The 22,133-nt window shown below is 45.3% G+C and carries 21 protein-coding genes; 4 read left to right on the top strand and 17 right to left on the bottom strand.

Annotated features, from left to right (window positions below):
* Positions 1-15: 15 nt before the first annotated feature.
* Positions 16-1,605, top strand: coding sequence for a hypothetical protein (locus KIS29_00965; GenBank protein ID MBX8638894.1), 1,590 nt, complete (start codon positions 16-18; stop codon positions 1,603-1,605).
* Positions 1,606-1,761: 156 nt separating this feature from the next.
* Here the strand turns inward: KIS29_00965 and KIS29_00960 are convergent, their stop codons facing one another.
* Complete coding sequence (locus KIS29_00960) at positions 1,762-2,769, bottom strand: glycosyltransferase family 2 protein (protein ID MBX8638893.1); 1,008 nt, start codon at positions 2,767-2,769, stop codon at positions 1,762-1,764.
* Positions 2,770-3,256: 487 nt separating this feature from the next.
* Between KIS29_00960 and KIS29_00955 the strand changes: the two genes are divergently transcribed.
* On the top strand, positions 3,257-3,916 hold the full coding sequence (locus tag KIS29_00955; protein ID MBX8638892.1) for a hypothetical protein: 660 nt from the start codon (positions 3,257-3,259) through the stop codon (positions 3,914-3,916).
* A 3-nt stretch (positions 3,917-3,919) separates the two neighbouring features.
* Here KIS29_00955 and KIS29_00950 read toward each other — a convergent pair whose 3' ends face one another.
* The 12 genes from KIS29_00950 to KIS29_00895 all read right to left on the bottom strand — a co-directional run bounded on the left by KIS29_00950 (position 3,920) and on the right by KIS29_00895 (position 13,883).
* Positions 3,920-4,384: a hypothetical protein gene (locus KIS29_00950; GenBank protein MBX8638891.1), complete on the bottom strand. Its 465-nt coding sequence runs from the start codon at positions 4,382-4,384 to the stop codon at positions 3,920-3,922.
* 99 nt (positions 4,385-4,483) lie between these two features.
* Positions 4,484-5,749, bottom strand: a complete 1,266-nt coding sequence (gene serS / locus KIS29_00945; GenBank protein ID MBX8638890.1) for a serine--tRNA ligase — start codon at positions 5,747-5,749, stop codon at positions 4,484-4,486.
* Between the two features lie 5 nt (positions 5,750-5,754).
* Positions 5,755-6,000, bottom strand: a complete 246-nt coding sequence (locus KIS29_00940) for a YhbY family RNA-binding protein (GenBank protein ID MBX8638889.1) — start codon at positions 5,998-6,000, stop codon at positions 5,755-5,757.
* On the bottom strand, positions 5,991-6,371 hold the full coding sequence (locus KIS29_00935) for a hypothetical protein (GenBank protein ID MBX8638888.1): 381 nt from the start codon (positions 6,369-6,371) through the stop codon (positions 5,991-5,993). The genes KIS29_00940 and KIS29_00935 overlap by 10 nt, the downstream gene beginning before the upstream one ends.
* Positions 6,372-6,398: 27 nt before the next feature.
* Positions 6,399-7,937 (bottom strand): hypothetical protein, encoded by a 1,539-nt coding sequence (locus tag KIS29_00930; GenBank protein MBX8638887.1) that lies wholly within the window; start codon positions 7,935-7,937, stop codon positions 6,399-6,401.
* A gap of 5 nt (positions 7,938-7,942) precedes the next feature.
* Positions 7,943-8,704 (bottom strand): ABC transporter ATP-binding protein, encoded by a 762-nt coding sequence (locus KIS29_00925; GenBank protein ID MBX8638886.1) that lies wholly within the window; start codon positions 8,702-8,704, stop codon positions 7,943-7,945.
* A 79-nt stretch (positions 8,705-8,783) separates the two neighbouring features.
* Complete coding sequence (glnA, locus tag KIS29_00920; GenBank protein ID MBX8638885.1) at positions 8,784-10,235, bottom strand: type I glutamate--ammonia ligase; 1,452 nt, start codon at positions 10,233-10,235, stop codon at positions 8,784-8,786.
* Positions 10,236-10,364: 129 nt separating this feature from the next.
* Complete coding sequence (locus KIS29_00915) at positions 10,365-11,288, bottom strand: hypothetical protein (protein MBX8638884.1); 924 nt, start codon at positions 11,286-11,288, stop codon at positions 10,365-10,367.
* Between the two features lie 4 nt (positions 11,289-11,292).
* A complete protein-coding gene (locus KIS29_00910) occupies positions 11,293-12,219 on the bottom strand; it encodes a glycosyltransferase (GenBank protein MBX8638883.1) in 927 nt (308 codons plus the stop codon).
* 250 nt (positions 12,220-12,469) lie between these two features.
* Entirely contained in the window at positions 12,470-13,189 is a 720-nt protein-coding gene (locus KIS29_00905; GenBank protein MBX8638882.1) for a transposase, read from the bottom strand.
* On the bottom strand, positions 13,179-13,619 hold the full coding sequence (locus KIS29_00900; GenBank protein MBX8638881.1) for an IS66 family transposase zinc-finger binding domain-containing protein: 441 nt from the start codon (positions 13,617-13,619) through the stop codon (positions 13,179-13,181). Before KIS29_00900 ends, KIS29_00905 begins: the two co-directional genes overlap by 11 nt.
* A gap of 6 nt (positions 13,620-13,625) precedes the next feature.
* Positions 13,626-13,883 (bottom strand): hypothetical protein, encoded by a 258-nt coding sequence (locus KIS29_00895; protein MBX8638880.1) that lies wholly within the window; start codon positions 13,881-13,883, stop codon positions 13,626-13,628.
* A gap of 804 nt (positions 13,884-14,687) precedes the next feature.
* Between KIS29_00895 and KIS29_00890 the strand changes: the two genes are divergently transcribed.
* Positions 14,688-15,164, top strand: a complete 477-nt coding sequence (locus tag KIS29_00890; GenBank protein MBX8638879.1) for a hypothetical protein — start codon at positions 14,688-14,690, stop codon at positions 15,162-15,164.
* A 56-nt stretch (positions 15,165-15,220) separates the two neighbouring features.
* Positions 15,221-15,919 carry a sugar phosphate isomerase/epimerase gene (locus KIS29_00885; protein ID MBX8638878.1) on the top strand — a complete coding sequence of 233 codons (699 nt, stop codon included), beginning with the start codon at positions 15,221-15,223 and terminating at the stop codon, positions 15,917-15,919.
* A 3-nt stretch (positions 15,920-15,922) separates the two neighbouring features.
* Here the strand turns inward: KIS29_00885 and KIS29_00880 are convergent, their stop codons facing one another.
* The 4 genes from KIS29_00880 to KIS29_00865 all read right to left on the bottom strand — a co-directional run bounded on the left by KIS29_00880 (position 15,923) and on the right by KIS29_00865 (position 22,108).
* Positions 15,923-17,542, bottom strand: coding sequence for a CPBP family intramembrane metalloprotease (locus KIS29_00880; protein MBX8638877.1), 1,620 nt, complete (start codon positions 17,540-17,542; stop codon positions 15,923-15,925).
* A gap of 725 nt (positions 17,543-18,267) precedes the next feature.
* Positions 18,268-18,912, bottom strand: a complete 645-nt coding sequence (locus KIS29_00875; GenBank protein MBX8638876.1) for a hypothetical protein — start codon at positions 18,910-18,912, stop codon at positions 18,268-18,270.
* An 11-nt stretch (positions 18,913-18,923) separates the two neighbouring features.
* Positions 18,924-19,910 (bottom strand): transcriptional regulator, encoded by a 987-nt coding sequence (locus KIS29_00870; protein MBX8638875.1) that lies wholly within the window; start codon positions 19,908-19,910, stop codon positions 18,924-18,926.
* A gap of 2 nt (positions 19,911-19,912) precedes the next feature.
* Positions 19,913-22,108: a CDC48 family AAA ATPase gene (locus KIS29_00865; protein ID MBX8638874.1), complete on the bottom strand. Its 2,196-nt coding sequence runs from the start codon at positions 22,106-22,108 to the stop codon at positions 19,913-19,915.
* Positions 22,109-22,133 lie beyond the last annotated feature (25 nt).

The raw sequence follows: 22,133 nt of genomic DNA, 5'->3' as shown, positions 1-22,133 counted from the left end.
CAATCAGGAAGCACATTGGCGCAAAGAGGAAAGAAGACGGTAGTGGCAATGGAAATACACAAAAAGTCTCTCGAAGAGATATGTCTGGAAACAGGACTTAAGTCAGATCAGTTTTTACTTGTTTGGCTTACAGGTCTAAACGGAAACAAAATTCTTACTTCCTTCAAAAACGCCGGATTCAACAACTTAACTGCAGTATCGGACGACAGCGCAATACTGAGTCAGGATTTCAGTACTCAGATAAAATGCTGGTTTTCGACTTCTGTGATGACACATCTTCCGGACGGAATGTACTCATTTGTAATCAGGATTATCAATAATGAGTGTGCGAAAATTCCCATCCGCGACATTTTAGACGAAATGGTCAGACTCACTGACACAGGCGGATTTATTGCGCTTTTGCTGCAGAATGCAGTGAAGAAGCTGGAAACCCCTTCAGGAACACACCAGCCTGTCCAGGATCTTCTGGTGAATTATTCGTGGCTATCTGATGAATTTGGAGCGGAAAACGCCTACATTATGGACTCGTCAATTCTGTTAGTCAAGAAGATAATAAAGGAGGACAGCAACAAGGCGCCACTGACTGAAGTCAATATAGTCTGTCCTTTCCTGGGTAAGAAGGATGGCCTCGGGGAATATGTTGCGGTGTTGTCAAAGCGATTTCAGAGCAGGAATGTGAAAGTAAATCTTTACAAGTCATTTGAAAACGTGAATCTCTCTATTCCGACAGTACTAGAATATGAGAGAAACATGGTAATAGACCTGCCGTCTGCATCGAATATTGTTGTAGAATGTCATTCGATTCCTGTCGATTCGCGCCTTGCAAGAAACCTGGAAGGAAAAATCCTGCTACTAAGACAGAATGTTGAAACCATGGACCTTTATCGAGGCAGCATTTTTGAGAGGGTCATAACAATATTCTACATATTCAAGAACGATCCTTTCAGGCACGCAATTACATTCTTAAGGATAGCGCTGCGCAGACTATCCTGTGTCTTTAACAGGTTGCCTGCTGCCCAGTACCGGTTCACAAAATATTACTTGATGCCGCACATAAACTATTCGGAAAATTCGGAAATGCCTCCTGAACGAACAATTGGGAATGCGAGGAGCATATGCATTGGAACATTTGGATTTGCCGCTCCGTACAAACGTGTCGAAAAGATATGCAAACTCTCCAGCAGGCTTGGGGTGCATGCAAAAATACTTTTGAGCATTTCTGATACTAATGAGAAGTACAGAAAGAGAACATCCAAGCATGCAAGGAGAATATCGAAAAAATGTTTTTCCCCGGGCGTAGACATTGAAACAGGTTATTTCACCCAAGAAGAGCTGATAAGCAAGCTGAGTTCCTGCTCGCATTTTCTATTTGCTCAGGTCAATATAATACAATCTTCGGGTTCAATGCGATTCGGTCCTCTTCTGGGCATCCCTGTAATATCTACGGATTGCTTCCAGGCTGCGGATGCACAGGCTTACATTGTGGATGGTTTGGGAAAAATAAGCATGGACTATCTTGAAAAAGTACGTTTGCCCAATAGACCGGCGGACGGCTTCCATTATCTGTACTCCATTTTAGCACGATCTACCAGCAAGAAAAATTAAACTCCGATTCGGTCCATTTTGCATAATCTGCTGCTAGAACCCAAGCTTTCCTACCATCTCATTCGAAGTCTTCAGCAACTCTGATAGTGCACATCGCATATATGTCCTGAGCTTTCTCAACTCCGCACGGATGTATTGAAAATGTCAGGGCAGATGTTATTGCAGGATAGGCATCTTAACAGATGTGAATTTTTCATAGAGAGATCTGCTTAAACTTGGATGAATTATGTACATCGTGGAGATGACCGCAGTCACGAAATTTTCAGCGATTTTGTATATGTGCATATGCCTCGTAAACTCGACCGTGAGTCTTAGCACTTCACGCTTTTGCGCTTCCTGCTTATGTATTGTGTTAATGAGCATAAAAAAAGCCAGCTGTCTTTCGAGCATCTTGATAAGATTCCTCTTGCCGTAGAAGTCGGCCATTGCGAGTAGCGTTCTGTACGTGACCGTCTGTCTTCCGGAGAAGCTCAGTGTAGGGGAGAATGATATGCTTCCCCCATTAATCCTGTAATGTGTCAACTCGCTATCATCTGCAAGGAAAGAGTAGCCGCTGATTGCTGTGCAATAGAACATGAAACTATCGAATGAGGATATGATACCGGGTGCAAAGTTTCTGTATCTAAGAAGTATCTCCTTTCTGATAGAAATTGAACTGCAGTTGAAATCGTAACGCCTGTTTACCGCGTGTGAAGCGAAGCGTTCCATCCTGCTGCCATCTACATATAAAGTGTGACCGTGCTCATTAAACTGGACAGGTCTGTATCGATAAGGATTCTCTATCACCCTGCCGTCATGGTTAATGAATTTTATTGAATTTCTATAGAAGCCAAGTCGGCGATACTTCCTGAACACCTCCAGAACATGTTCGAGTTTTCTTTTCTCCCATCTGTCATCATCATCGAGAAAACAGAGTATCTCTCCTCGGCATCTGTCAATGGCGGCATATCTGAAGAGTGTTACGTTGCTCTCTTCGCTGTTTATCATTTCAGCTCCAGTCTTAAGGCAAAGCTCATCTATTTCAGTATCATTGAAATTCTTGACAACAAATATCTCGAATTTGTCTCTGTCAATATCCTGTGACGCAACGGAGATAAGCGCATCCTTCAAAAACATCTTTCTCCCGTAAGCTGTTATTATTACACTTATCAGCGGTTTCTGCATGACTGTACCTGGTAGTGCGGACTAGGTTGATAACCTTTATATTAATAATTTATTAACGATTCTTTCATAGCGAAGGATGCTTCATGCCCCCTGCATCGCTTATTTTTAGCTGGCTTTGAGGTAAAATTGAGAGCAAATAATGCTTGTTTTCACGATGCTTTTTTATAATACCTTGTGAATGGACGCAAAAGGTGGAATCCACGCCTGATAAAGTCAAAGCATATTGTGTAAAGTGCAAGAAGTCGGTTGAAGTCAAGAACCCGGTTAAGACAAAGCTAAAGAATGGGAAGCCTGCAACAAAGGGCACATGTCCTAACTGCGGTACAAAGGTATTCAGAATTGGGAAATAAATTGTTTAACATTCATAAATTAAACCGGGTCCAAAGACCCCTTTCCATTTTTTTGCTGAAATGATGCCAGGTGGTTGTCAGCATGTTTGATTTCTGTTAAATAAAGTAGTTATACCATTGTGATGTGATCTGCATTTATGCTGAATCAGCTATATTCCGTTGTTCCCTCTATACCTCACTCAGTCTATCCTTATGTGGGTTTCATCGCCATAATAATAGGCCTTATTCTCGCCTTTGTTGGAGAAGAGCTCTGGAGGCCGCTTACTACCCTTATCGGAGCGGTTCTTGGCGGTGTCATAGGTCTCTCGTTTGGTACACTGATCGCTGGCCTTTTAGGCGGTCTCCTTGTAGGATTTATAGGCGCACTCATAGGCGCCATACTTTTCTACTACATAGCTGAAGCCGGCATCTCTCTGCTGATCGCATATTTCACTATGATTTTTGTGCTCTATCTTTTCGGTGTTTCGGGAGGAGTGTTCAGCAGCCGTTCTCAGGGAGCCACTTTTCCCTTTGCCGTTGCATTGATTGTTGCAATAGTGGTTTTCATAATCTGTATAATCTATTTCAAAGACCTGGTAGCTGTCTTTACCTCGATTGCCGGCGGTTTACTTGTGGATTATGGGCTGGTGGATATAAGATTCGGACAGTATGCAACGGAAATTTCTTTTGCAGTTGTTGTCATCGGTATAATTTCACAATTTATCCGCATATCCAGGAAAAAGAGGATGATAATGCAGGCCACACGCAGAGAGCCGCCGGCAACAACGCAAACGTCAACCGAAGAAGGAAACGCCTAGGTTTTACCACCTGAATATAAATAGGAGCGGCGGCAGAAGAAGCAGAAAACCAATCATCATAGGTATGTTGATCCTGTAATTTACCGCTCCCCCGAGTCTGCCAAACAGCAATGCTGCGATGAAAGCAAATGCGATTGTTATCACGCCGAATGCTACTAGTATCGTCATGTAGCTGTTGTTTAGGAGTCCGCCGTGTGAGATGTAATTCCCGGCAAGTATGGATGCATAGCCGAAAAGGTAAGTTGCACCCAGAAGGATTGTCTGGACTCCGGTGGAGACAATCGGTTTTGTAGGACTCAATCTTCCGGCAGATCTGTCTGCTGCCTCTGTTTTCATTTTACCACCGATCTTTGTGTCGTTTACCACTCCAGGGGCGAATTCTGCGCCACAATGCGGGCAAGAAGCATCCTCTAACGTAACTTCCTGGTTGCATACCGGACAGGCAATGATCTCTACCACTTCCTCCATATGGACACCAAACTTTCAGGAAATATTTGTGCCTGAATAAAGGGTAAATGAAGCTTCATTGTTCTTATATTTATCACTACGGGTTTTACTTCAGAGAAATCACTGAGAAATCACTCTTTCATTGCCCATATAAGGCCTGAGAACATCCGGTATCTCAATTCTCCCGTCTTCCAGCTGGTAATTCTCCACCACCCCGATGAAGGTCCTTGGCAGCGCAAGGCCTGAACCGTTCAGTGTGGCTACAAACTCGCTCTTTAGATGGGGCGCCTTCCTGTACTTTATATGTGCCCTCCTTGCCTGAAAATCCCCGAACGAACTGCAGGAAGAGACTTCAAGCCAGTTGTCAACACCAGGCGCATAAACTTCTATGTCAAAAGTCTCCTCGTTTGAGAAACCGAGATCGCCGGTACAGAGGTGCTTGATCCTGTATGGCAGATTCAATCCCTTTACCACTTCCTCTGCATCGTTCAGCAGTTTCCGCAATTCCTCCATCCTGGCTTCCGGTTCGACAAATTTTACGAGTTCAACTTTGTTAAACTCGTGCACCCTCCCTATGCCTTTGAGATCCACATGCTTTCCGGCCTCCTTTCTAAAGGAACGAAGATAAGCGGTATAGTATACCGGCAGCTCCTCCTTAGAGAGTATCTCCTCACTTAACAGATTGGTTACCGGTACTTCTGCAGTGGGATTCAGCAGGAGATCTTCACCTTCTACCCAGTACATGTCATCCTTCTTTTCAGGTAGCGTACCTGTACCAAGCGCGCATTTCGACCTCACAATTACGGGAACCTGAACCTCTGTATATCCCTGCCTTCTGTGCATGTCCATCATGTAATTGATAAGCGCCCGTTCCAGTCTAGCCCCTTCACCCTCCAGGACATAGAATCCACTTCCCGTTATTTTTGCACCCCTTTTCATATCAAGCATATTGAGTCGTTCACAAAGTTCATAATGGGGTAGCGGTTTGAAACTAAACCTCCTAGGCTCAATGGGCATGCCGACTATTACGTTCTCTTCTTCGCTTTTGCCTACAGGAGTATTTACTGCTGGTATATTTGGAAAATAGAGAAGCAGTTCTTCTCTCTCCTTTTCGAGTTTTTGAATTTCATCGCTGACATGCTTAAGCTCCGCTGCAATTCCTTTTGCTTCTTCAATCTCCTTTTCCCTCTCGATGCCAGTAAGTTTCGAAATCGCTATTGCGCTTTCATTTCTAATTCTATTAATCGCATTTCGCCTGTCAACCGCTTTTTTCCAGGCTCTGTCGATATCATCGAATCTGTCCAGAATTGATGTATCCCTGTTTCTGTTTATGAACGAGTCAATCACAAGCTTCCTGTTTTCTCTTATGAGTCGAGCATCTAACATCCTGATTACCTCATTTTTCTGAACACGATGGTTCTACCTCTTCTCATCACGAGAGTTGCATTTTCACTTATGGAATCGATGAACGAATCTATTTCTTCGGAACTGCTGTTGAATTTAACCTTTACCATCCCCCTCTTCTTTATCTGCGAAATCGTTTCCCTTATCGAGTCTTCTGTAACCCCTCTTTTGCCTACCTGTATCGTAGCTTTCAGACGGTGTGCCTCTGCACGTTCTTTTCTGTCTATCGTAATATCACTTGTCCTTTAACAGTCTCACAGGCATTAACTCTGTCATTCTTCTGTTTCCTGGAAAAGGGGAATCGGGAAATTTTACCACATTCCAGGCAGGTTATCGCAAGTCTTCTGTTTGAAATCCTAATCCTGCAGTTCCTGCCAGGCAGCAGATAACTGCTGCACTCTCTGCAAAATTCCTTCCTGTGTCCAACGGGTATGTCCAGTTTCATGCCTATCCTCCTCGCAAGAAGCACGTATTTCCTGCTTCTCTCCCTGTCTCCTTCCGAAGCTGTGCTTTCTGCGAGTGTGAAGAGTTTCTCAATTCTCTCCTTCGCTATTCTTCTGGCCTCAAGGGTTTCGCGCCTGTACACACACGTTGATTTTACTATTCCTTTAAAAAGTGTTCTCTTCAATCATCATTCGGGGGCAAAGGACAGCAAAACCATCATTATGACCGCTTCAACTGACGAAACCAGCGCTATTGACAGTCCTGCGAACATCTGGTTTCCGGAAAGAAGGAAGGCTGCCAGGAATGCTCCCGCAGGAACAGCAAAAACTGCAAGATTCGTAATGGCATAAACCATGTATGATGAAGGATTACTTATGCCGAATTTCGTCTCTCTCACAGCGTTCTGGAAATAGACAGATGTAAAAATAACAGACGCAAGCAGCGGAAAAAACAGTGTATAGATCGCTGTAATGTAGTTTTCCCCCTTTCCGGAAATAATCAATATCGTTGTCAGAACGACGGCCGATACAGCGTACAGCGCAAGCGACACCACAAGCTTTGCTGCAAGATTCAGATATTTAGACACAGAGAGCATCTTGAAGTATGCCAGTCCCTTAAGTTCTGTCATATAGAGAACATATGCTATGTAAGAACTGACCAGAGCCATTGGTAATATGTCTTCGGTATAGAACACGGGAAACGGTATAATGAAGCGCCCATTGAAAGATGATGTGAAGTAAAATACGACAACGACCATCAGGACAAACGGGATGAAAAAAAGGCCTGCCAGCCTGGGAGAGCGTAAAACCTGTCTCAAATCCGTGATTATGAGCGATACAAGAGGACTTCTTATTTTAAGTCTCAATCGTCCGGCTGTTTTTCCGACAAGTTCATTAGGCGAAATTAATTGAATCGCACTTCTTCCAAACAGGTGAGAACCATAAACTGTCAGTGCGATACCGAAAATGGACGACACTATTATGGAGCTGAAGTAGCCGTCCATAACACCTGCAAGGCTCAGTATCGGAATATACATTATTTCAGTACTGTCAAGGCTTATGTCAAGTCTGAAAAGTACGGTAGGAACTGCTATAAAGAAAATTATAGGAAGTGATGAAAGGAGCCTTACAAGCAGGCTTATCCTGTTATCCACATGTATGCTCCTGAAAATTTTTGTTGTGAGTGAGGCTGTTATCAGGAATACTGAGAAGCCGGTCATCAGTGCGAGGAATCCGGCAAGCATGCCGTAAAAGCCGAGTACGAAAAACGATAGCACAATTATCAGCAACGAAGAGGTCAGCGGCAAATCTATTGTCTTTATCATGGCTGTTGCCGCAAGTCTTGAAGCCACTTTCCTGCTCAATGGCATAGTCGAGAGAAAATTTCTGATGTTTCCGCTCCCTGAAGCACCATAAGAAAGTTGCATTGCCGTGACCAAAGATATAAGCATAGTCCAGACAAGTACGGACACGGGGAATATCGACTTGTTATAAGCACCGCCTATTGCAGCATATGCTACCAGCAGCGACATTGCAACAGCTACAAACACTGTCAAGACATACTTGTAAACGGCTGCACTTGCGATCATCTTTCCTGCATTTTTTACTGGCATCCCTGTAATGCCCATTCCTGTATATCCATGGAAAACAATTTCCCCGTAGATCCTAGAGACTATACGCCTTCTGACATTCGGCGATAATTCAATTTCAGGTCCTGCACCGATCAACCGGATCACTCCAGCCCACGCAAAATTGCTTCGATCTCCTCATCCATTTTTGTCGCCTTGAGAAACACATCCTCCAGGCTTGATCCTTTCAGTCTCCCTCTAAGTTCATCCACGGTTCCATGCTCAATCATCCTCCCCCCGTCAATAATTCCCACTTCGTCACACATCTTTTCAGCAACGTCGAGTATGTGAGTTGAAAAGAGCACTGAATTTCCCTTTCTGATATGGTTTATTATGAGTTCCCTGAATATCTTAACAGATCTGATATCAAGACCGTTGAACGGTTCATCAAGCAGGAGCAACTGTGGTTCAGACATCAATGCAGCTATTATGGTTGTCTTCTGTCTGTTGCCCATAGACAGACTGGCAATTGGCGTCTCCATGTATTCTTCCAGACCGAATGCATTTACAAGCTGCCTGATTCTGTTTTCATTACTCACCTTCCTTATTGATGCTACGAATTCCATGAATTCATTTGGTGTAAGTGAATCGAACAGTATCGGGCTTTCCAGAACGGTTCCTATTTTGTTTTTAACATATGTAGGGTCATCTGAAACATCCCGTCCATAAACAAGTGCCCTGCCCGCTTTCCTTTCCACTAGCCCAAGTACCGCTTTGAGCGTGGATGTTTTACCCGCGCCGTTTGGGCCGAGGAGGCCAAATATCTGTCCCTCCTTCACCTCGAATGACAAATCTTCGACAGCGGTTTTGTCTCCATATCTGATTGTCAGTGATTCTACTGAAAGTGGTGTCTCTTCCGGACTCACGAGTCAAAAAGCCATAACCTTCCTATTTAACCGTATGCAGTCCGTTATTGAAAGGGAACAAGTGATCACGAATGAAGCATCAGATATCCATATACCTGTAAACCTCATAGGGTGTTGTCCGTATGGATACATTGAGAAACTCTTCCATTTTCAGTTCAATGTGCCTCTCAATGAGATCCTTGGAGAAAACCGGCAACAGGAAGTCATGGTCAGATTCAAGCTCATCTAGGCTCTCCTTCAGGCTCCCTGGCAATTCCTTGATTCCGAGTTCCCTCCTGTCCATCTGAGTCAATTTGTAAATGTCCCTGTCCACAGGATTGCCCGGATCAATCTTCTTTTTTATGCCGTCGATACCAGCAGCAAGCATCGCCGCTTCTGCAAGGTAAATATTTGAACTTGGGTCAGGAGTCCTGTATTCGAGTCTTTTGCTCTTCTCTTCCCCTCTCTCATACATGGGTATCCTTATGTTGGCAGATCTGTTGCGCTTGCTCCAAGCAATAAATACAGGTGCCTCGTATCCCGGCACGAGCCTTCTGTATGAATTTGTAGTCGGATTTGTTATTGCACACAGAGCCCTGGCATGATCCATGAGTCCGCCGATATAGTATCTGCAACTCTGACTTATCTCTGCGTAATCGTCGGAAGGATCATAGAATGCATTTTTGCTTGAGCTCCACAGACTCTGGTGAACGTGCATTCCAGAGGCATTGTCACCGAATACCGGTTTTGGCATCCAGGTACAAATCATTCCCATATTCTTTGCAACGTTCTTGAGAACATATTTCATAGTTATTACGTTGTCCGCCATTCTGACGAGTTCATCAAAGTGCAGATTTAACTCGCATTGCCCTGCAGTCGCAACTTCGTGGTGGTGCGCATCAACCTCCATTCCGAAGGTATTTGTGAGTATTCCGGCAGCTTCGTTTCTGAAATCAACGAGCGTATCCTGCGGGGGCGCAGGATAATAGCCTTCTTTGAATCTAATCGGAAATTGCTTACCGCTGTCGTTGTACCACGGAGCTTCTTTGGATATGATCTCATACCCTGAACCTCCCCAGCCGTCTCTTGCGCTCAGAGGGGTAGGTGTTACTTTAATGCCGTCAAAAACAAAAAACTCAGGCTCCGGGCCCCAGTAAGTTGCGTCGTATCCGTTAATTCTTGCATAATCAACTGCTTTCTGGGCAACATACCTGGGATCCCTGCTGAATCTCTCATTTGAGCCACCTTCATAAATATCCACAAGGAGTCTTGCTGTTTTTTGATCATCCTTGAAGAAAGGCAGGACAGCATATGTCGATGGGTCAGGTCTCATTACCATGTCAGATTCGTGAATCTCCTTGAATCCCTTTATTGAAGAGCCGTCGAGTTTGTTTACCCCTTTCAAAAAGCTCTTGTCTGTCAGGGCAGAAGATGGTATTGTTATATGCTGCAGTCCGCCAAGAAGATCAGTGAACTGCAGATCTATCCATTTTACACCTTCTTTTGAAACAGACTCAATCACATTCTGCGCAGAAAATTCCCGTTTATTCAAACAACGACAGCCTCCGTCTACGGAATGGAACTTGATGAAATCATATTTAAGGTTTTCAGCAATAAAGTCAGTCAATTAATCAGTAATTAGTCAAAAATATACTCAAATGAATGTATTCCAAGGAATAAATCATTCATTCTGACTGCTGAGCTTCTCAAGGTGATTCCATTTGGATGATTCATATATACATCTGTCTACAGCTATGTTCGCTTTAAACTTGGAGCGACTCATGCCGCTAATAGAAAAGCGAAGATTTCTGCCTCTTGCGAACATGCCGAGATATGTCCCTGCCACAAGATATTTGATGCCATTCCACTTTCCTTTCACTGACGCAGCGGCCTGATTTTCCATACAATACAGACCCACGTTTCTGCCTGCGAGACGTGCATAACTCCGGGGATAGAAATCCGCCATCCAGCTGTTGTCCCTCAGTACCTCTTTGAAGTAGGGCATTCCTATGACAACTTTAGTGTTGAGGAAATCACTCGCAAAAAGGCGAGTCCGGTGCTTCTGTGCCTCTTTCCTGAACGGCGTGTCTTCCATGCAATAGCTCAGGCAGATTATGGGGCCGCCAGGAAATAGCTTTCTTTTCTTCCGCGCTTCAAGGAGAAGTTTCCAGAGTACTGTCCATAGGGTTCCATCCTTTGCAATTACCATGATGTCCACATCATCGTTTTCTCCAGCCGAATCATAGGATACCGATCCACTTATTCCAGCAGTCAGGACATCCGTAGAGCAAGACAGGACATTTTTCAGAAAGGACGATGCAAAATCGTATCTATACCTGGCACGATTACTGCTTTCCTTCCGGCTGCCAAGGATATCAAATCTTTCTGCTAGTGTTATTTCTTCTTCCCTTATTACAAGTTTGCCCTGTGCCACAAGTGAATTTATTGCGTCCCGGTAGACCTTCTTGAACTTTTCATCATCGGGGCCCAGCTTTTCCTGCAAAAAATCTACTGTTGAGCTGAATCCACAAAAAGCCGAGTTTTTCAGTTCCTGCATAACCTCATTCTTCGCCCGCTCAAGGTTGAATGTTGCCTCGGATGTCATTTTATCACTTCCAAGTGGCGCTTGAAACCCTTTTCCAGACTTTGTGTGGATTTTCCTTTCTCTTCATCTCTTTCAATGCGTGTTTTATTGCAATAAATTCAAAAAACAGGGCTGACGGAAGAAGAAGTGATTCAAGTGGTTTTCTCTTGGCAAAATCAACAAGAATTCTGGCCCCAGTCATGGGATTTTTCAAACTTGCGAACTCAGCGGTTCCTGGAAATTCTCCAATCAATTTGTTTACTTGAAGGTGACCATAAATTATCCTGATTCGCTGTTTAATGAAATCCTGAACAGTGCGGGGGATTGAAATCATAACGACGGCACTTTTTGAATACGACACCTTTTCTCCCCCAATCTGGCACAAAGTGCTGAGATAGGCTCCATCATTCACAGTACCTTCAGGTAGCATAGTTATGGTCTTGTCCGCTATTGCGATCATTTCGTCGGTGAGATGCATAATGCCGCCTCTGTCCTGGAGTGTTTCCATAGTTGAATTGTGAAGGGACCAGGTGAATCTTGATAATGCCCGGACAAAAGAACTGCATTCAGAATCAGCCGGCACCGGCATTGCGCACATCATCCCAACATTGGAAGCTGCAAATTCCTTCATTATTGATCCGATGGAACCCTTCATCGGCAGAGCATCTGCATTAATCAGAAGAAGGTTTTTCCCCTTCATGGCATCAATTATCCGATTAATTGCATCTGCTTTTCCCTTCCTCTCATGTTCAACAATAACCGTTTTCTGGAATCTGGATTTGGCATTCATTGCGACTGAGATAGTATCGGCAGAATCACCGCTAACCACAATCACGATGTCACTGATTATAGTGCTGTCTGGAAGAGTTTCCTCGTTGATGAGTGAAATGAGTCGTTCCAGCCCCGAAGACTCGTCAACGGAGCAAATCCCCAAAGTGAAAACGCGAACCATGTTGTCCGACCTTGGGATCAATCTTATGGATATATAGTATTACACCGTTATGCTGCCGCAAGGTCTTTACGTCGAATGTCATTTTTTAATGGACTGCGATTGCGTACTTTATCCCTCCAGTGAGAGCTGTAGAGGGCATACGGGTGCATGACGGAATGTGTCGGGTTGTGTCAGTCTATCATGTATGTGGAAATGCGGCATATATTTGCATAGCTCCTTATCAAATATGCCGCGATATTTCTCAATAATCTCATCCATGGTCTGTACCTGTCGAGAGACAGAGCCGCTGCCTCATCAGTTTCTCAAGCTCCTCGAACATGTTCATGTCCTTGAGTTTCCATGTTGAGAGGAGCGATGCTATGTACTGGTAGTTCTGTGATCCGTTCTCTGAACGGAATGTTCCTGTGATCTTGCGTATGAGGACATGCTCCCTTATTGCCTGCTCGCCCAGATTGTTCGTCGGCTCCATGCGCGGATAGAGGAGGCATGTGTACCAGTGTCCGAGGCCGTTGCGTATGTAAGTGACGGGTTTTGACAGTTCCGTGTATTCACTGTATTCCTCGACCAGTTTCTCTATGACGCCGTCGGGCTTCTGCTTCGCATCTTCCCCGGCATTCATTGGAGGATTGCTCTCCTGCAATTTCTTGAGTTCGGTTGAGTTCGGTGAACATGGTGTGCATGCGTTCTGAAAGCGCACTGCCATGCTCAGATGCCTCTTTGAATGCGCGACCTCCCTCAGCAGATGCGCCCAGCATCTCTGTATTGCAGTCTGATTACCGTATGTGCTCCATTCGTCAACAACTGCAGGACCATGAAAACCATCCCACATGTCTTCCCTGACGGCTTTCCTTCCCCTCGAATCCGTTATGACGGCGAGCACATCGTTCTCATTCGAACGGAATATCCAGAGACACCATTTTGTCGCCGCTGACTGCCATGCCGATCCCGTCAATGTGCACTCATTTCGCATTGCGGATGCGCTCCATTGCCGCATCATATTCGGAGCGGCATGCGTCGCCGACACGGAGGAGTGCGTTATTGATGCCCATGGTGCTTATGCTGAAGTTGTTGTTGACTGCGAGGAACTCCTGTATCTTCCTTATCGGCCCGCTGAGATGGTACTTGAGCATCGTTATGCAGGCGAGCATGTGGATGCCAAGCGTACCCTTCTGCGGGCAGTCCGTGTGTCTTGCTGTGAACTCCTTGCCGCAGCAGCTGCATCTGTACACATCGGGTATGAACTCGGTGATCTTCACCTTCTGCGGCGGCAGAATGTCTATTGTTGTCTTATTCTCTGTTCTCACAGGCTCTCCGAGATCGGTGTTGCCGCATTCGTTACACTTCTCTGCAGTGACTGTGACAGTCCCATCGTGTTCGGGAATCTTCCTGGTGGCGCCCATGTGTTCTTAGGGTGCGCCACGTTTCTTCTTCGCCTTTTCTTCCTGCTTCTTCTCATTCTTCTGCAGGGATGGAAGGGGTATGTGGTTTTCATGAAGCAGCAGCCTGTGCAGCAGCTGTTCCATCTCAGATCTCAGTTTTCCATTCTCCGACCTGAGAACATCGGCCCTCTTCAGCGCTTCATCACGCTCTGCAGTGAGATGTATTGTTGTTTTCTCAAGCTGCGAGACGTGCGATCTCAGTTCTTTCTTCCCTTCAGCAGCCATCGCTGAACGGAATTATCTGCCTAGCTATATAATTTTTGTAACTGCAATTGAATATAAACATGATTATAAATGAATTGTACCAAGAAGCTATACAAATACTGCGGCGTTATGCCGCCGATATTCAGATGCCATGTGTTTCCTGTGTGTTTCGAAGCAGCCATCCGTATAGGTGTCCTTAATTCCTGCCTATTTTATGTAGGAACGGTCTTCTCCGCCATCTGAAGACCGTGTTCAATGTCGTTTACGTTATCCAGTTTCTATCCTCTGATCCTTGTAACGCTCGGTTATATTTCGCACCGGTGTCGTCTTTCAAGGCGTTGACGGGTATGGACGGGTGTTCTGTCACAGGCACACCGTTAACCTGTTCTTGGTTACGCTGATTTTACTTCTTCGATTGCCTCGTCCGTGATTATTTCAAACAGCCTGTTTTACCGTCGGTTGATGTGTACACCTTGGAAATGCCGGAGCGTCTCTGTACTTGGCACTTTACGCTGGGGTATGGATGCGCGAACCGGCAACATGCTTATCTTTCTCCTCGCTATGCATGTTGCAAATAGTGGAGAACCAATCAACGGCAAACACTCTTTACGGCACCTTTTTTCCGTAGAAGGGTTATGCCGGTTACGATGCAGGCAGATTCATGTTGTAATGGGCCGTCATCCACATGTCCTGAAAACTGCCCCTCACAGACATCCAGGTAAGAGCCTGCACACATGCTGGAATATGGATTACGGGCCGTCAGTCCCTATAACCCTTTAGAAGTGTTGGCACTATTATCACAAATTTTCATGACAGTGACTGGTAATGTTTATTGCAAACAAGTTCGTTGACATGGCATGTGGTGTCAAATTGGTGAAATTCGCTGTTAGTGCTGAAGCCTATCCAACCGAAGATGTGGAAAAGATAAAAACAGCAATTCTCTCTATTTTTCCCAGTGTCGAGCTGATTACCGACGGCAATATTATCAGAGGGGAAGTAACCGACGTACAGAATTTGATCCAGCTTGTTACCGAGCAGAAGATCCGGTATTCATTCGTCGAAGAAATCAAAAGGAACTGTACTAACTCAGGTTTTTCAATACTTCTCAATAAACAGGCAGCCTTTGCCGGGAAAGTTAACACAGTGGATGAGCCTAAGCCCCTGGGAGAAATACTGTTTAGCGGCAATATTGATTATCCTCTTCTCTACTTTGAAAAACTGCTTGGTATACAGGGAAATTTATCAGGAAGGGGGAAGGAGGCTGATCCAGTGAATTCAAAAGATCGGGGAGGAATGCTTTGAGCACCAGCTTTCACTTATCTTCTCCCTCCCTCTGCTTTCTGCACCTCGGTGAATTCATGGATGAATTATCTGATCACTTTGACGGATGGCAGATAATTGCAGAAGGCAAGCATTCTGCTTCAAACATAGCAGGCGAATTTTCCGATATTTCAAATTCGTATGAATTGAAGTATTCGGTACATCTGCCTTTCAACGACGTCAATGTCGCGAGTCTGAACAGAAGTATCAGGATGGCTTCAATAAACGATTGTGCTGAAAATATTCGAAGATTCTCCGACCTTGGAGTTAAGGAATTTGTGATACATCCGGGAATTTTTTCAGTGCTTTCGATGCATGATAAGGAGAGAGCTATGTTGCTCTCAAGAGAAGCAATCACAGCGCTGTCGACTTTAGCTAGAAATCTTAATTCCGTACTTATGGTAGAGAACATGCCTTCAACCAGTGCCGCTGCATGTTCTTCACCATCCGACTTGGCGAAGCTTATTTCTGGAACTCAGGCGGAGTTCTGTTACGACATTTCCCACGCGGCTATGGATGGAGATTATACCTCCTTTCTTAGGTTCAGGAACGTCATCAAAATGGTCGACATCAGTGATAATGACGGGAAAACTGATTCTCACCTTCAAATCGGAAAGGGCGTTCTTCCAGTGGGGGAGATGATGAAGGTTGCGCTCCAGCTTGAAGTCCCTGTAGTAATAGAGGCGAAAAACATCAAAGAAGCTATCAGCGGTAAGGAATACCTGTCAAAACCTTGACGATTACCTGTCAGATTCGTGCCCGCAGTAGACGCAGACGAATTTTCCATTTTCATATTTTGCCTCGAGTCCGCCGCAACTGGAGCAGCTATATCCGAATGCAGGCTCGCCGGGAACACCCGGAATTCTTCCCCCGAACTGCTCTACATTGTGTACATCCTGTGTTCCGTGCGGTCTCTGTCCTCCTTCCAAGAATTGTCTGCTGTATTGATTGCCGCCCGGGTAAGGTGAAACTCTTTCTTCTCCCGTAATGCCGGAAATTCTCTGATCGGATACGGTCGCATTTCTCATCGCAGGTGAAGAATTTTCGGTTTCAGATGAAACTGTCGTTGAAGTGTACCTCAGCGACACAGACATGGGCAACGCGCTCTTCCCCCTTGCGAACCCATAGACAATTAAAATCCAGTAAATAAAAAAGATGAGCCCGATCGCAACCCATATCAAGAAGAAACCGTCGAATGCAGAGTTCAGCAAGACATTATTGTTTGCAGGAGATGTTACTATGCCTGTTGCATCCACACTGAAATGAAAAAGCATACTTGCCCAAAGTCCCTTCTTGACAAACAAATATGACAGCATCAGCCCTGCCACAAAGGCAGGGAAGATCTTCCAGAGCCCCCATCCTGAACCGGAACTCCAGTGTGCAACTCCGAATATTGTGGAGGATAGAAGCATGAGCACTATCACAGGTTTCGTAATCTGTATGTTACCCCCAGCCAGAAACCTCCAGAATTTCCTGTTGTTTCTTTTACCAGTTGCTAAAGAGTAGATGAGAAGAGGTATTCCTATGAGCATCATCCTGTAGACTGTTTCCTCCCATATTGGTGCAAAAACAAAATCAAATATCAGCATATAGTTCGGCAGGGCGCCAAAATCAGGAGTAGGCAGGGTTTGGCCAAGTGCTTCGGCGGCTATTGCGAGGACGTAACTCATAAAAAAATAGGCCATGAACAGACCGGCTATCAGGAAAAGCGTGCTCTTTGCATATCCCCTGAAGCCAAGCGATATCTCCTTTTTGAAATGACCTGATACTCTGAGTAAATAGATGACGCAAAGTGTAGCGATTATGGCGATTACCGGATACACTATGTAGTAACCCGTGGAATAAACTCCATTAATCAGGAGAGTCGGAAAAGGAGGTATTACGAAATAGAAGGGAAAGGGCTGCGGATATGCAGCCATAGATGGTATGTATTCAGTGTAAAGGTAGACCGCCGCGATCTCTATCACGAGAGCTACAACATAAATAAGCGCGCCAAACGCTCCTATGACTCTTGCGATATCTACCCAGGAAGTGTGTTTATTCAGTGCAGCCGGATGGTACCTCGGCATCTGCCCCCATCCAGCATCTGTTCTAATCTGCGTGTATCGATTGTATTGAGCGGGGGGGTAATAGTTGTTGGATGTAAATGAACCTGAAACACCTGCCTGGGGCACCTGGTGAGCCGCATCATTTGAATTAACTGCATTTGCAACACCTTTCTGCTCGGATATGAGTTTGAAGCCTGCCTTCTCAATCTGATCAAAACCGCAGAAAGGGCAGAATTTTGCATCTTCAGGAATGAGTCTCCAGCAATTGTAGCATTCCTTTTTTGGATTCTTTGTATTCTGCTCATCGACCATTTTTCAATCCACTGCCTCGATTCCAGCCTGTTTGAATAACATCTGGTTGGTTCTATTCAACTTTACGGTCTATTTGATAGTTAGTAAATCTCATCCTATTAGTAGATGATGACATTATTTCACCTGCCATTGTAAATTAACCAGTATTTGTCTATCGACCATCCTTTTCCTTTTCGATTGAAAAGAAATGGTTTTTTGCGGAATTTATCGTATGTATGTCGCCAGCATTAGAGAAATCAGGTCAGAATACTGCAGTTTGGGCATTGAAAATTGAAATGATGATGGATTTTTCATAACTATCCGGTTGAGGATACCTATATAATTACCAGCGATCGTAATCACGCTGCAAAAAAAAACGGCGAACAAAAAACAACAGCAAGAGGGTGAATTGAGGCTGACTTGTTCAAAAATTGGCCACATATTTCGGATATAATGGGAGCTTCAGCTGGTGTCTCAGATACGCTGGCGTGTCTTTAAAAGGGAAGCATGCATCTGTAAGTGTAAAGAGGGTCAAAGGGAAAGGGACATGCTTGACGAATAAGGTTCATATCTGCAGGATTGAATAGTGCAGGTGTCGTCTGCCTTCTCAATAGACAAATGTGCCGAAGTTCGGGGATCGAGGCCCTGCCGTGAGGCGTAAGATTCAGGAAACTCAACATCAAGCCGGTATTATTGGATTATAACCATCCCATTGCATACATTGCATAAAATCAATACGACTGCTATCAGAAATGCTCCCCGGACTCTTTCAGGAAGCTGAGTATTCGTGACAGTCTTTCATAATTGATTATCGCCATAAATGGAGTGTTCTCCATTGCAAGGGATAGGATTTTTCGTGATATGTATCTGTCTCTCTCGAGTTCAACGATTTCCACTCCTTTCGGATGCATGCTTATCCTATCGATTTCACATGCGACTTCCTCTGCGGTTCCTCTTAAGTTCCTTCTCCTCCTCCTGGACCTGAAGAGAGAACTGAAGAAGAGCGATGCAGGTGAAACATATTTCAGATAGGTAGCTGAGTATTCTTCCTCGTCCATGTCGAGTGGAAAGACAGGCAATCGTGCTTTACCTGCGAATTCGATTAAGAACGCCAGCGGTGGTGAAGGTAACCGTACTTCGCCAAATCTAGACATCTCCCTTATGTAGAATCTGTCGAAATCTGAATAAGGAGGCAATTCCGCATTTTCATTGCCATTCCATTTTCTAATTCCTTCAATTTCTTCTCCGGTAATTGAAAGACCTATGGCAGAGGGCCTGTACCGCTCTACCGCACTCCTGACTATCTCCACTTCAGAAGTCAGACCGCTGATTACACCTACTAGTATCAGTCTGACCTGCGATCTGTCCAGTACGAGCTCCCGCTGTGCCATCTGCATTGTAGCTATGGAGAACTCATTTTTGTATTTCTCTTATCCTGTGCATAGGCTGCAAGCTCTTCAGGAAACTGGAGTGTCATAAGATACTCCCTGTCAACAACAGGAATACCTTTCAATTCAACCTTTTCAGTGTTATGTTCGACAAATATCAGCGCATCCTTCTCTGTGATTCTCATAATGTTGTCAAGGACGCTGAGTTTGTCCCTGAATTCTTCTATTCCGCTTCCGAGCCATGCAATAAAGACGCTTCTGCTGTCCCTTGTCAGTGCGTCGAATACTGAGTGTCTGGTTGGAAGGACTGAATAGCCAATTTCTGAAAGCATCTTGTATACTGTTCCGTCGAATCCTGTGAATTTGTCAAATTCCCTGTCCCATTCGTCCCTCTGCCCCTCCTCGTTAATTCTCCAGTCTTCAAAAGGCAACACGAACGGTCTGTCAAAGAAATCTTCCAGCCGCTGGGCAACGTCAATCATGGCTTTCATTCCGCTTTCATACATCTGAATGGCTCTCCTCGAAACACCTGCAATCTCGGAGAGAGCGCCCAGTGAAATATTCATCTCCTCCCTCATTGTCCTGAGCATGTCCCCGTCAATCCTGACATAGAGTCCCCCTGGTTCGGCCATTATGAAGGGTGGTATGCCTTCAAGAAATTCATCTTCAAGAGTGGAAGGAGTTATTATCGGTATGTCAAATCGAGTATAGACTATACCGTCTTCGAGCAATCCTCCTCCTGAATGCAGGCCGATAATTATTGGTTTTCCATCAAGTGCATTGGCTACTCTTTTCATCTCCACTGCATTTTCCCTGCTGAAACCGTCTACGTTCCTGAGTATTTTGATAAGCAGCAGGTCCCTGTCCCTCCTGGCAACAATATCAAAGGTTATGCTCCTGAGGCCAGTGCACTCTGCCAGGTAGAATCCGGCTTTTGCAAGCACTTCTGCTGTGAGTGCTATGATTTCATCTCTCTTTGGAACTCCCTGTGACCTAGGCATAATTACCCCACATACTGGAACTCCCTGGCAATCTTAACGTACTTGTCGAGCTCTATTCTGGACGTCGGTCTTATCTTTTCTGTTGCAGCTTTGAAGTCATTCATGGCAATCTTGAGTTCCTTTATAGACGATTCTGTAAGTTTTCCTCCAGATTCTACATATCTCCTTATTCTCAATAATGCTGCCTCATTGCACAGTCCTGAAACGTCTGCTCCTGTAAAGCCGTCTGTCTTTGCCGCAAGCTCATCTAAATCCACATCCTTCTCAAGCGGCATCTCTCTTGTCTGTATTCTTATTATCTCTTTTCTGGCTTCTTCGTCGGGAAGCGGTATCGACACCACCCTGTCGAAACGCCCGGGCCGCAGAACTGCGTCATCTATAAGATCGGGCCTGTTTGTCGCCGCTATCACAACAACATTGTGAAGCGATTCCAGTCCGTCCATCTCTGTGAGCATCTGGCTTATTATCCTTTCAGTCACCCTGTTATCTCCATCTCCCCCTCTCTTTGGAACTATGCTGTCTATTTCATCAATAAAAATAATACAGGGTGAGGCCTGTCTTGCCTTTCTGAAAATTTCCCTGACTGCCTTCTCGCTTTCACCCACCCACTTGCTGAGGAATTCCGGTCCCTTCACATTGATGAAGTTAGCCTGACTTTCTGTCGCAACCGCCTTTGCCAGCATTGTCTTCCCGGTACCCGGAGGACCATACATTAGTACGCCTCTCGGAGTCCGTGCCTTCACCTGATAGAACAGTGAAGCATATTTCAGTGGCCATTCGACGGCCTCTTTCAATTCCTGTTTAGCGGATTGCAGTCCGCCAATGTCACTCCAGTGTACGTTGGGCTTTTCAATGAGAACCTCTCTCATTGAGGACGGCTGCAGATCTTTCAGTGCAGCAAAAAAATCGCTCTGCGTAACATTCATGGTGTTGAGTATTTCTGCCGGTATCGCGTCCAGCTCCAAGTCAAGGTGTGGCATAATCCTCCTCAGCGCCCTCATTGCTGCCTCCTTTGTAAGTGCAGACACATCTGCTCCAGCGTAACCATGCGTCAGATCGGCTATCTGCTCGAGATCGACATCCTTGTCAAGCGGCATACCTCTGGTATGAATGCTGAGTATCTCTGCCCTGCCTGTTCTGTCTGGTATGTTTATTTCTATCTCCCTGTCAAAACGGCCCGGTCTCCTCAGTGCTGCGTCGATTGCGTTGGGCCTGTTCGTTGCCCCTATTACGACGACCTTGCCTCTGCTCTCCAGCCCGTCCATGAGTGCGAGCAGCTGGGCAACCACTCTCCTCTCCGTCTCGCCTGTAACTTCGTCTCTCTTGGGTGCAATGCTGTCTATCTCATCGATGAATATGATGCTCGGGGCATTCTCCTCAGCCTGCTTGAATATCTCACGCAGCCGTTCCTCACTCTCGCCATAGAATTTGCTCATTATCTCCGGGCCGGTAATGCTGAGAAAGTTCGCGTTAGTCTCACTCACTACGGCCTTCGCCAGCAGTGTTTTTCCCGTTCCTGGGGGACCGTGCAGTAGAACGCCCTTCGGTGCCTCAACTCCAAGTCTCTCGAACAGCTCAGGATGTTTCAGCGGGAGTTCTATCATCTCCCTGACCTTCTTGACCTCATCCTTGAGGCCGCCTATATCTTCATATGTTACTCTGGGAAGCTTTGCCAGCTCCTCCTTTACCGGTTTTTCACTGAGTTTTATTTCGCTTTCCCTGTCGACAATTACAGCCTCTGCAGGAGGCTGGAACGACAGGATGACTAGATCTACCTTTCTCCCCATTATGTTTATCTCAATGATATCTCCTTTTGTAACAGCTCGTTCTTCCAGTATCTGGGAGAGATATTCATCGCCTCCCATTATCCTTAAGGGCTCAGTTGGTGCAAGAGTCAGCCTTGACGCTCTCTTGGCAGAAACTTTCTGGACTGAAACCTTATCGTCTATTGTTGCTCCCGCATTTCTCCTGGTGCTTCCGTCAATTCTGACTATTCCCCTGTTGGTATCTTCAGGGTAACCGGGCCATACGATTGCAACAGTGCTCTTCTTGCCCTCAATCTGAACGACGTCTCCTACCTGAATTCCAAGAATTTCTATTACTGCAGGATCTATGCGGGCGATTCCTCTGCCAACGTCTTTTGGTTTAGATTCGACAACCTTTAAAAATCTGTCTCCCTTTCCTGACGTTCCATCAATCTCCAGAATAATTATTGGAATAAAT

Origin of the sequence: Candidatus Sysuiplasma jiujiangense, from assembly GCA_019721075.1 — an archaeon.
Lineage (GTDB): Archaea > Thermoplasmatota > Thermoplasmata > Sysuiplasmatales > Sysuiplasmataceae > Sysuiplasma > Sysuiplasma jiujiangense.
Note: the sequence above shows the minus strand (reverse complement) of the source record. Positions and strands in the feature narration are given on the sequence as shown.

Coding starts and splice junctions, on each gene's coding strand:
- KIS29_00915 (MBX8638884.1), bottom strand. CDS start 11,288: ATGACATCCGAGGCAACATTCAACCTTGAGCGGGCGAAGAATGAGGTT.
- KIS29_00875 (MBX8638876.1), bottom strand. CDS start 18,912: ATGGCACAGCGGGAGCTCGTACTGGACAGATCGCAGGTCAGACTGATA.
- serS (MBX8638890.1), bottom strand. CDS start 5,749: ATGTTAGATGCTCGACTCATAAGAGAAAACAGGAAGCTTGTGATTGAC.
- KIS29_00870 (MBX8638875.1), bottom strand. CDS start 19,910: ATGCCTAGGTCACAGGGAGTTCCAAAGAGAGATGAAATCATAGCACTC.
- KIS29_00960 (MBX8638893.1), bottom strand. CDS start 2,769: ATGCAGAAACCGCTGATAAGTGTAATAATAACAGCTTACGGGAGAAAG.
- KIS29_00900 (MBX8638881.1), bottom strand. CDS start 13,619: ATGGGCGCCACCAGGAAGATTCCCGAACACGATGGGACTGTCACAGTC.
- KIS29_00885 (MBX8638878.1), top strand. CDS start 15,221: ATGGATGAATTATCTGATCACTTTGACGGATGGCAGATAATTGCAGAA.
- KIS29_00950 (MBX8638891.1), bottom strand. CDS start 4,384: ATGGAGGAAGTGGTAGAGATCATTGCCTGTCCGGTATGCAACCAGGAA.
- KIS29_00880 (MBX8638877.1), bottom strand. CDS start 17,542: ATGGTCGATGAGCAGAATACAAAGAATCCAAAAAAGGAATGCTACAAT.
- KIS29_00890 (MBX8638879.1), top strand. CDS start 14,688: ATGTTTATTGCAAACAAGTTCGTTGACATGGCATGTGGTGTCAAATTG.
- KIS29_00895 (MBX8638880.1), bottom strand. CDS start 13,883: ATGGCTGCTGAAGGGAAGAAAGAACTGAGATCGCACGTCTCGCAGCTT.
- KIS29_00955 (MBX8638892.1), top strand. CDS start 3,257: ATGCTGAATCAGCTATATTCCGTTGTTCCCTCTATACCTCACTCAGTC.
- KIS29_00905 (MBX8638882.1), bottom strand. CDS start 13,189: ATGCGAAATGAGTGCACATTGACGGGATCGGCATGGCAGTCAGCGGCG.
- KIS29_00910 (MBX8638883.1), bottom strand. CDS start 12,219: ATGGTTCGCGTTTTCACTTTGGGGATTTGCTCCGTTGACGAGTCTTCG.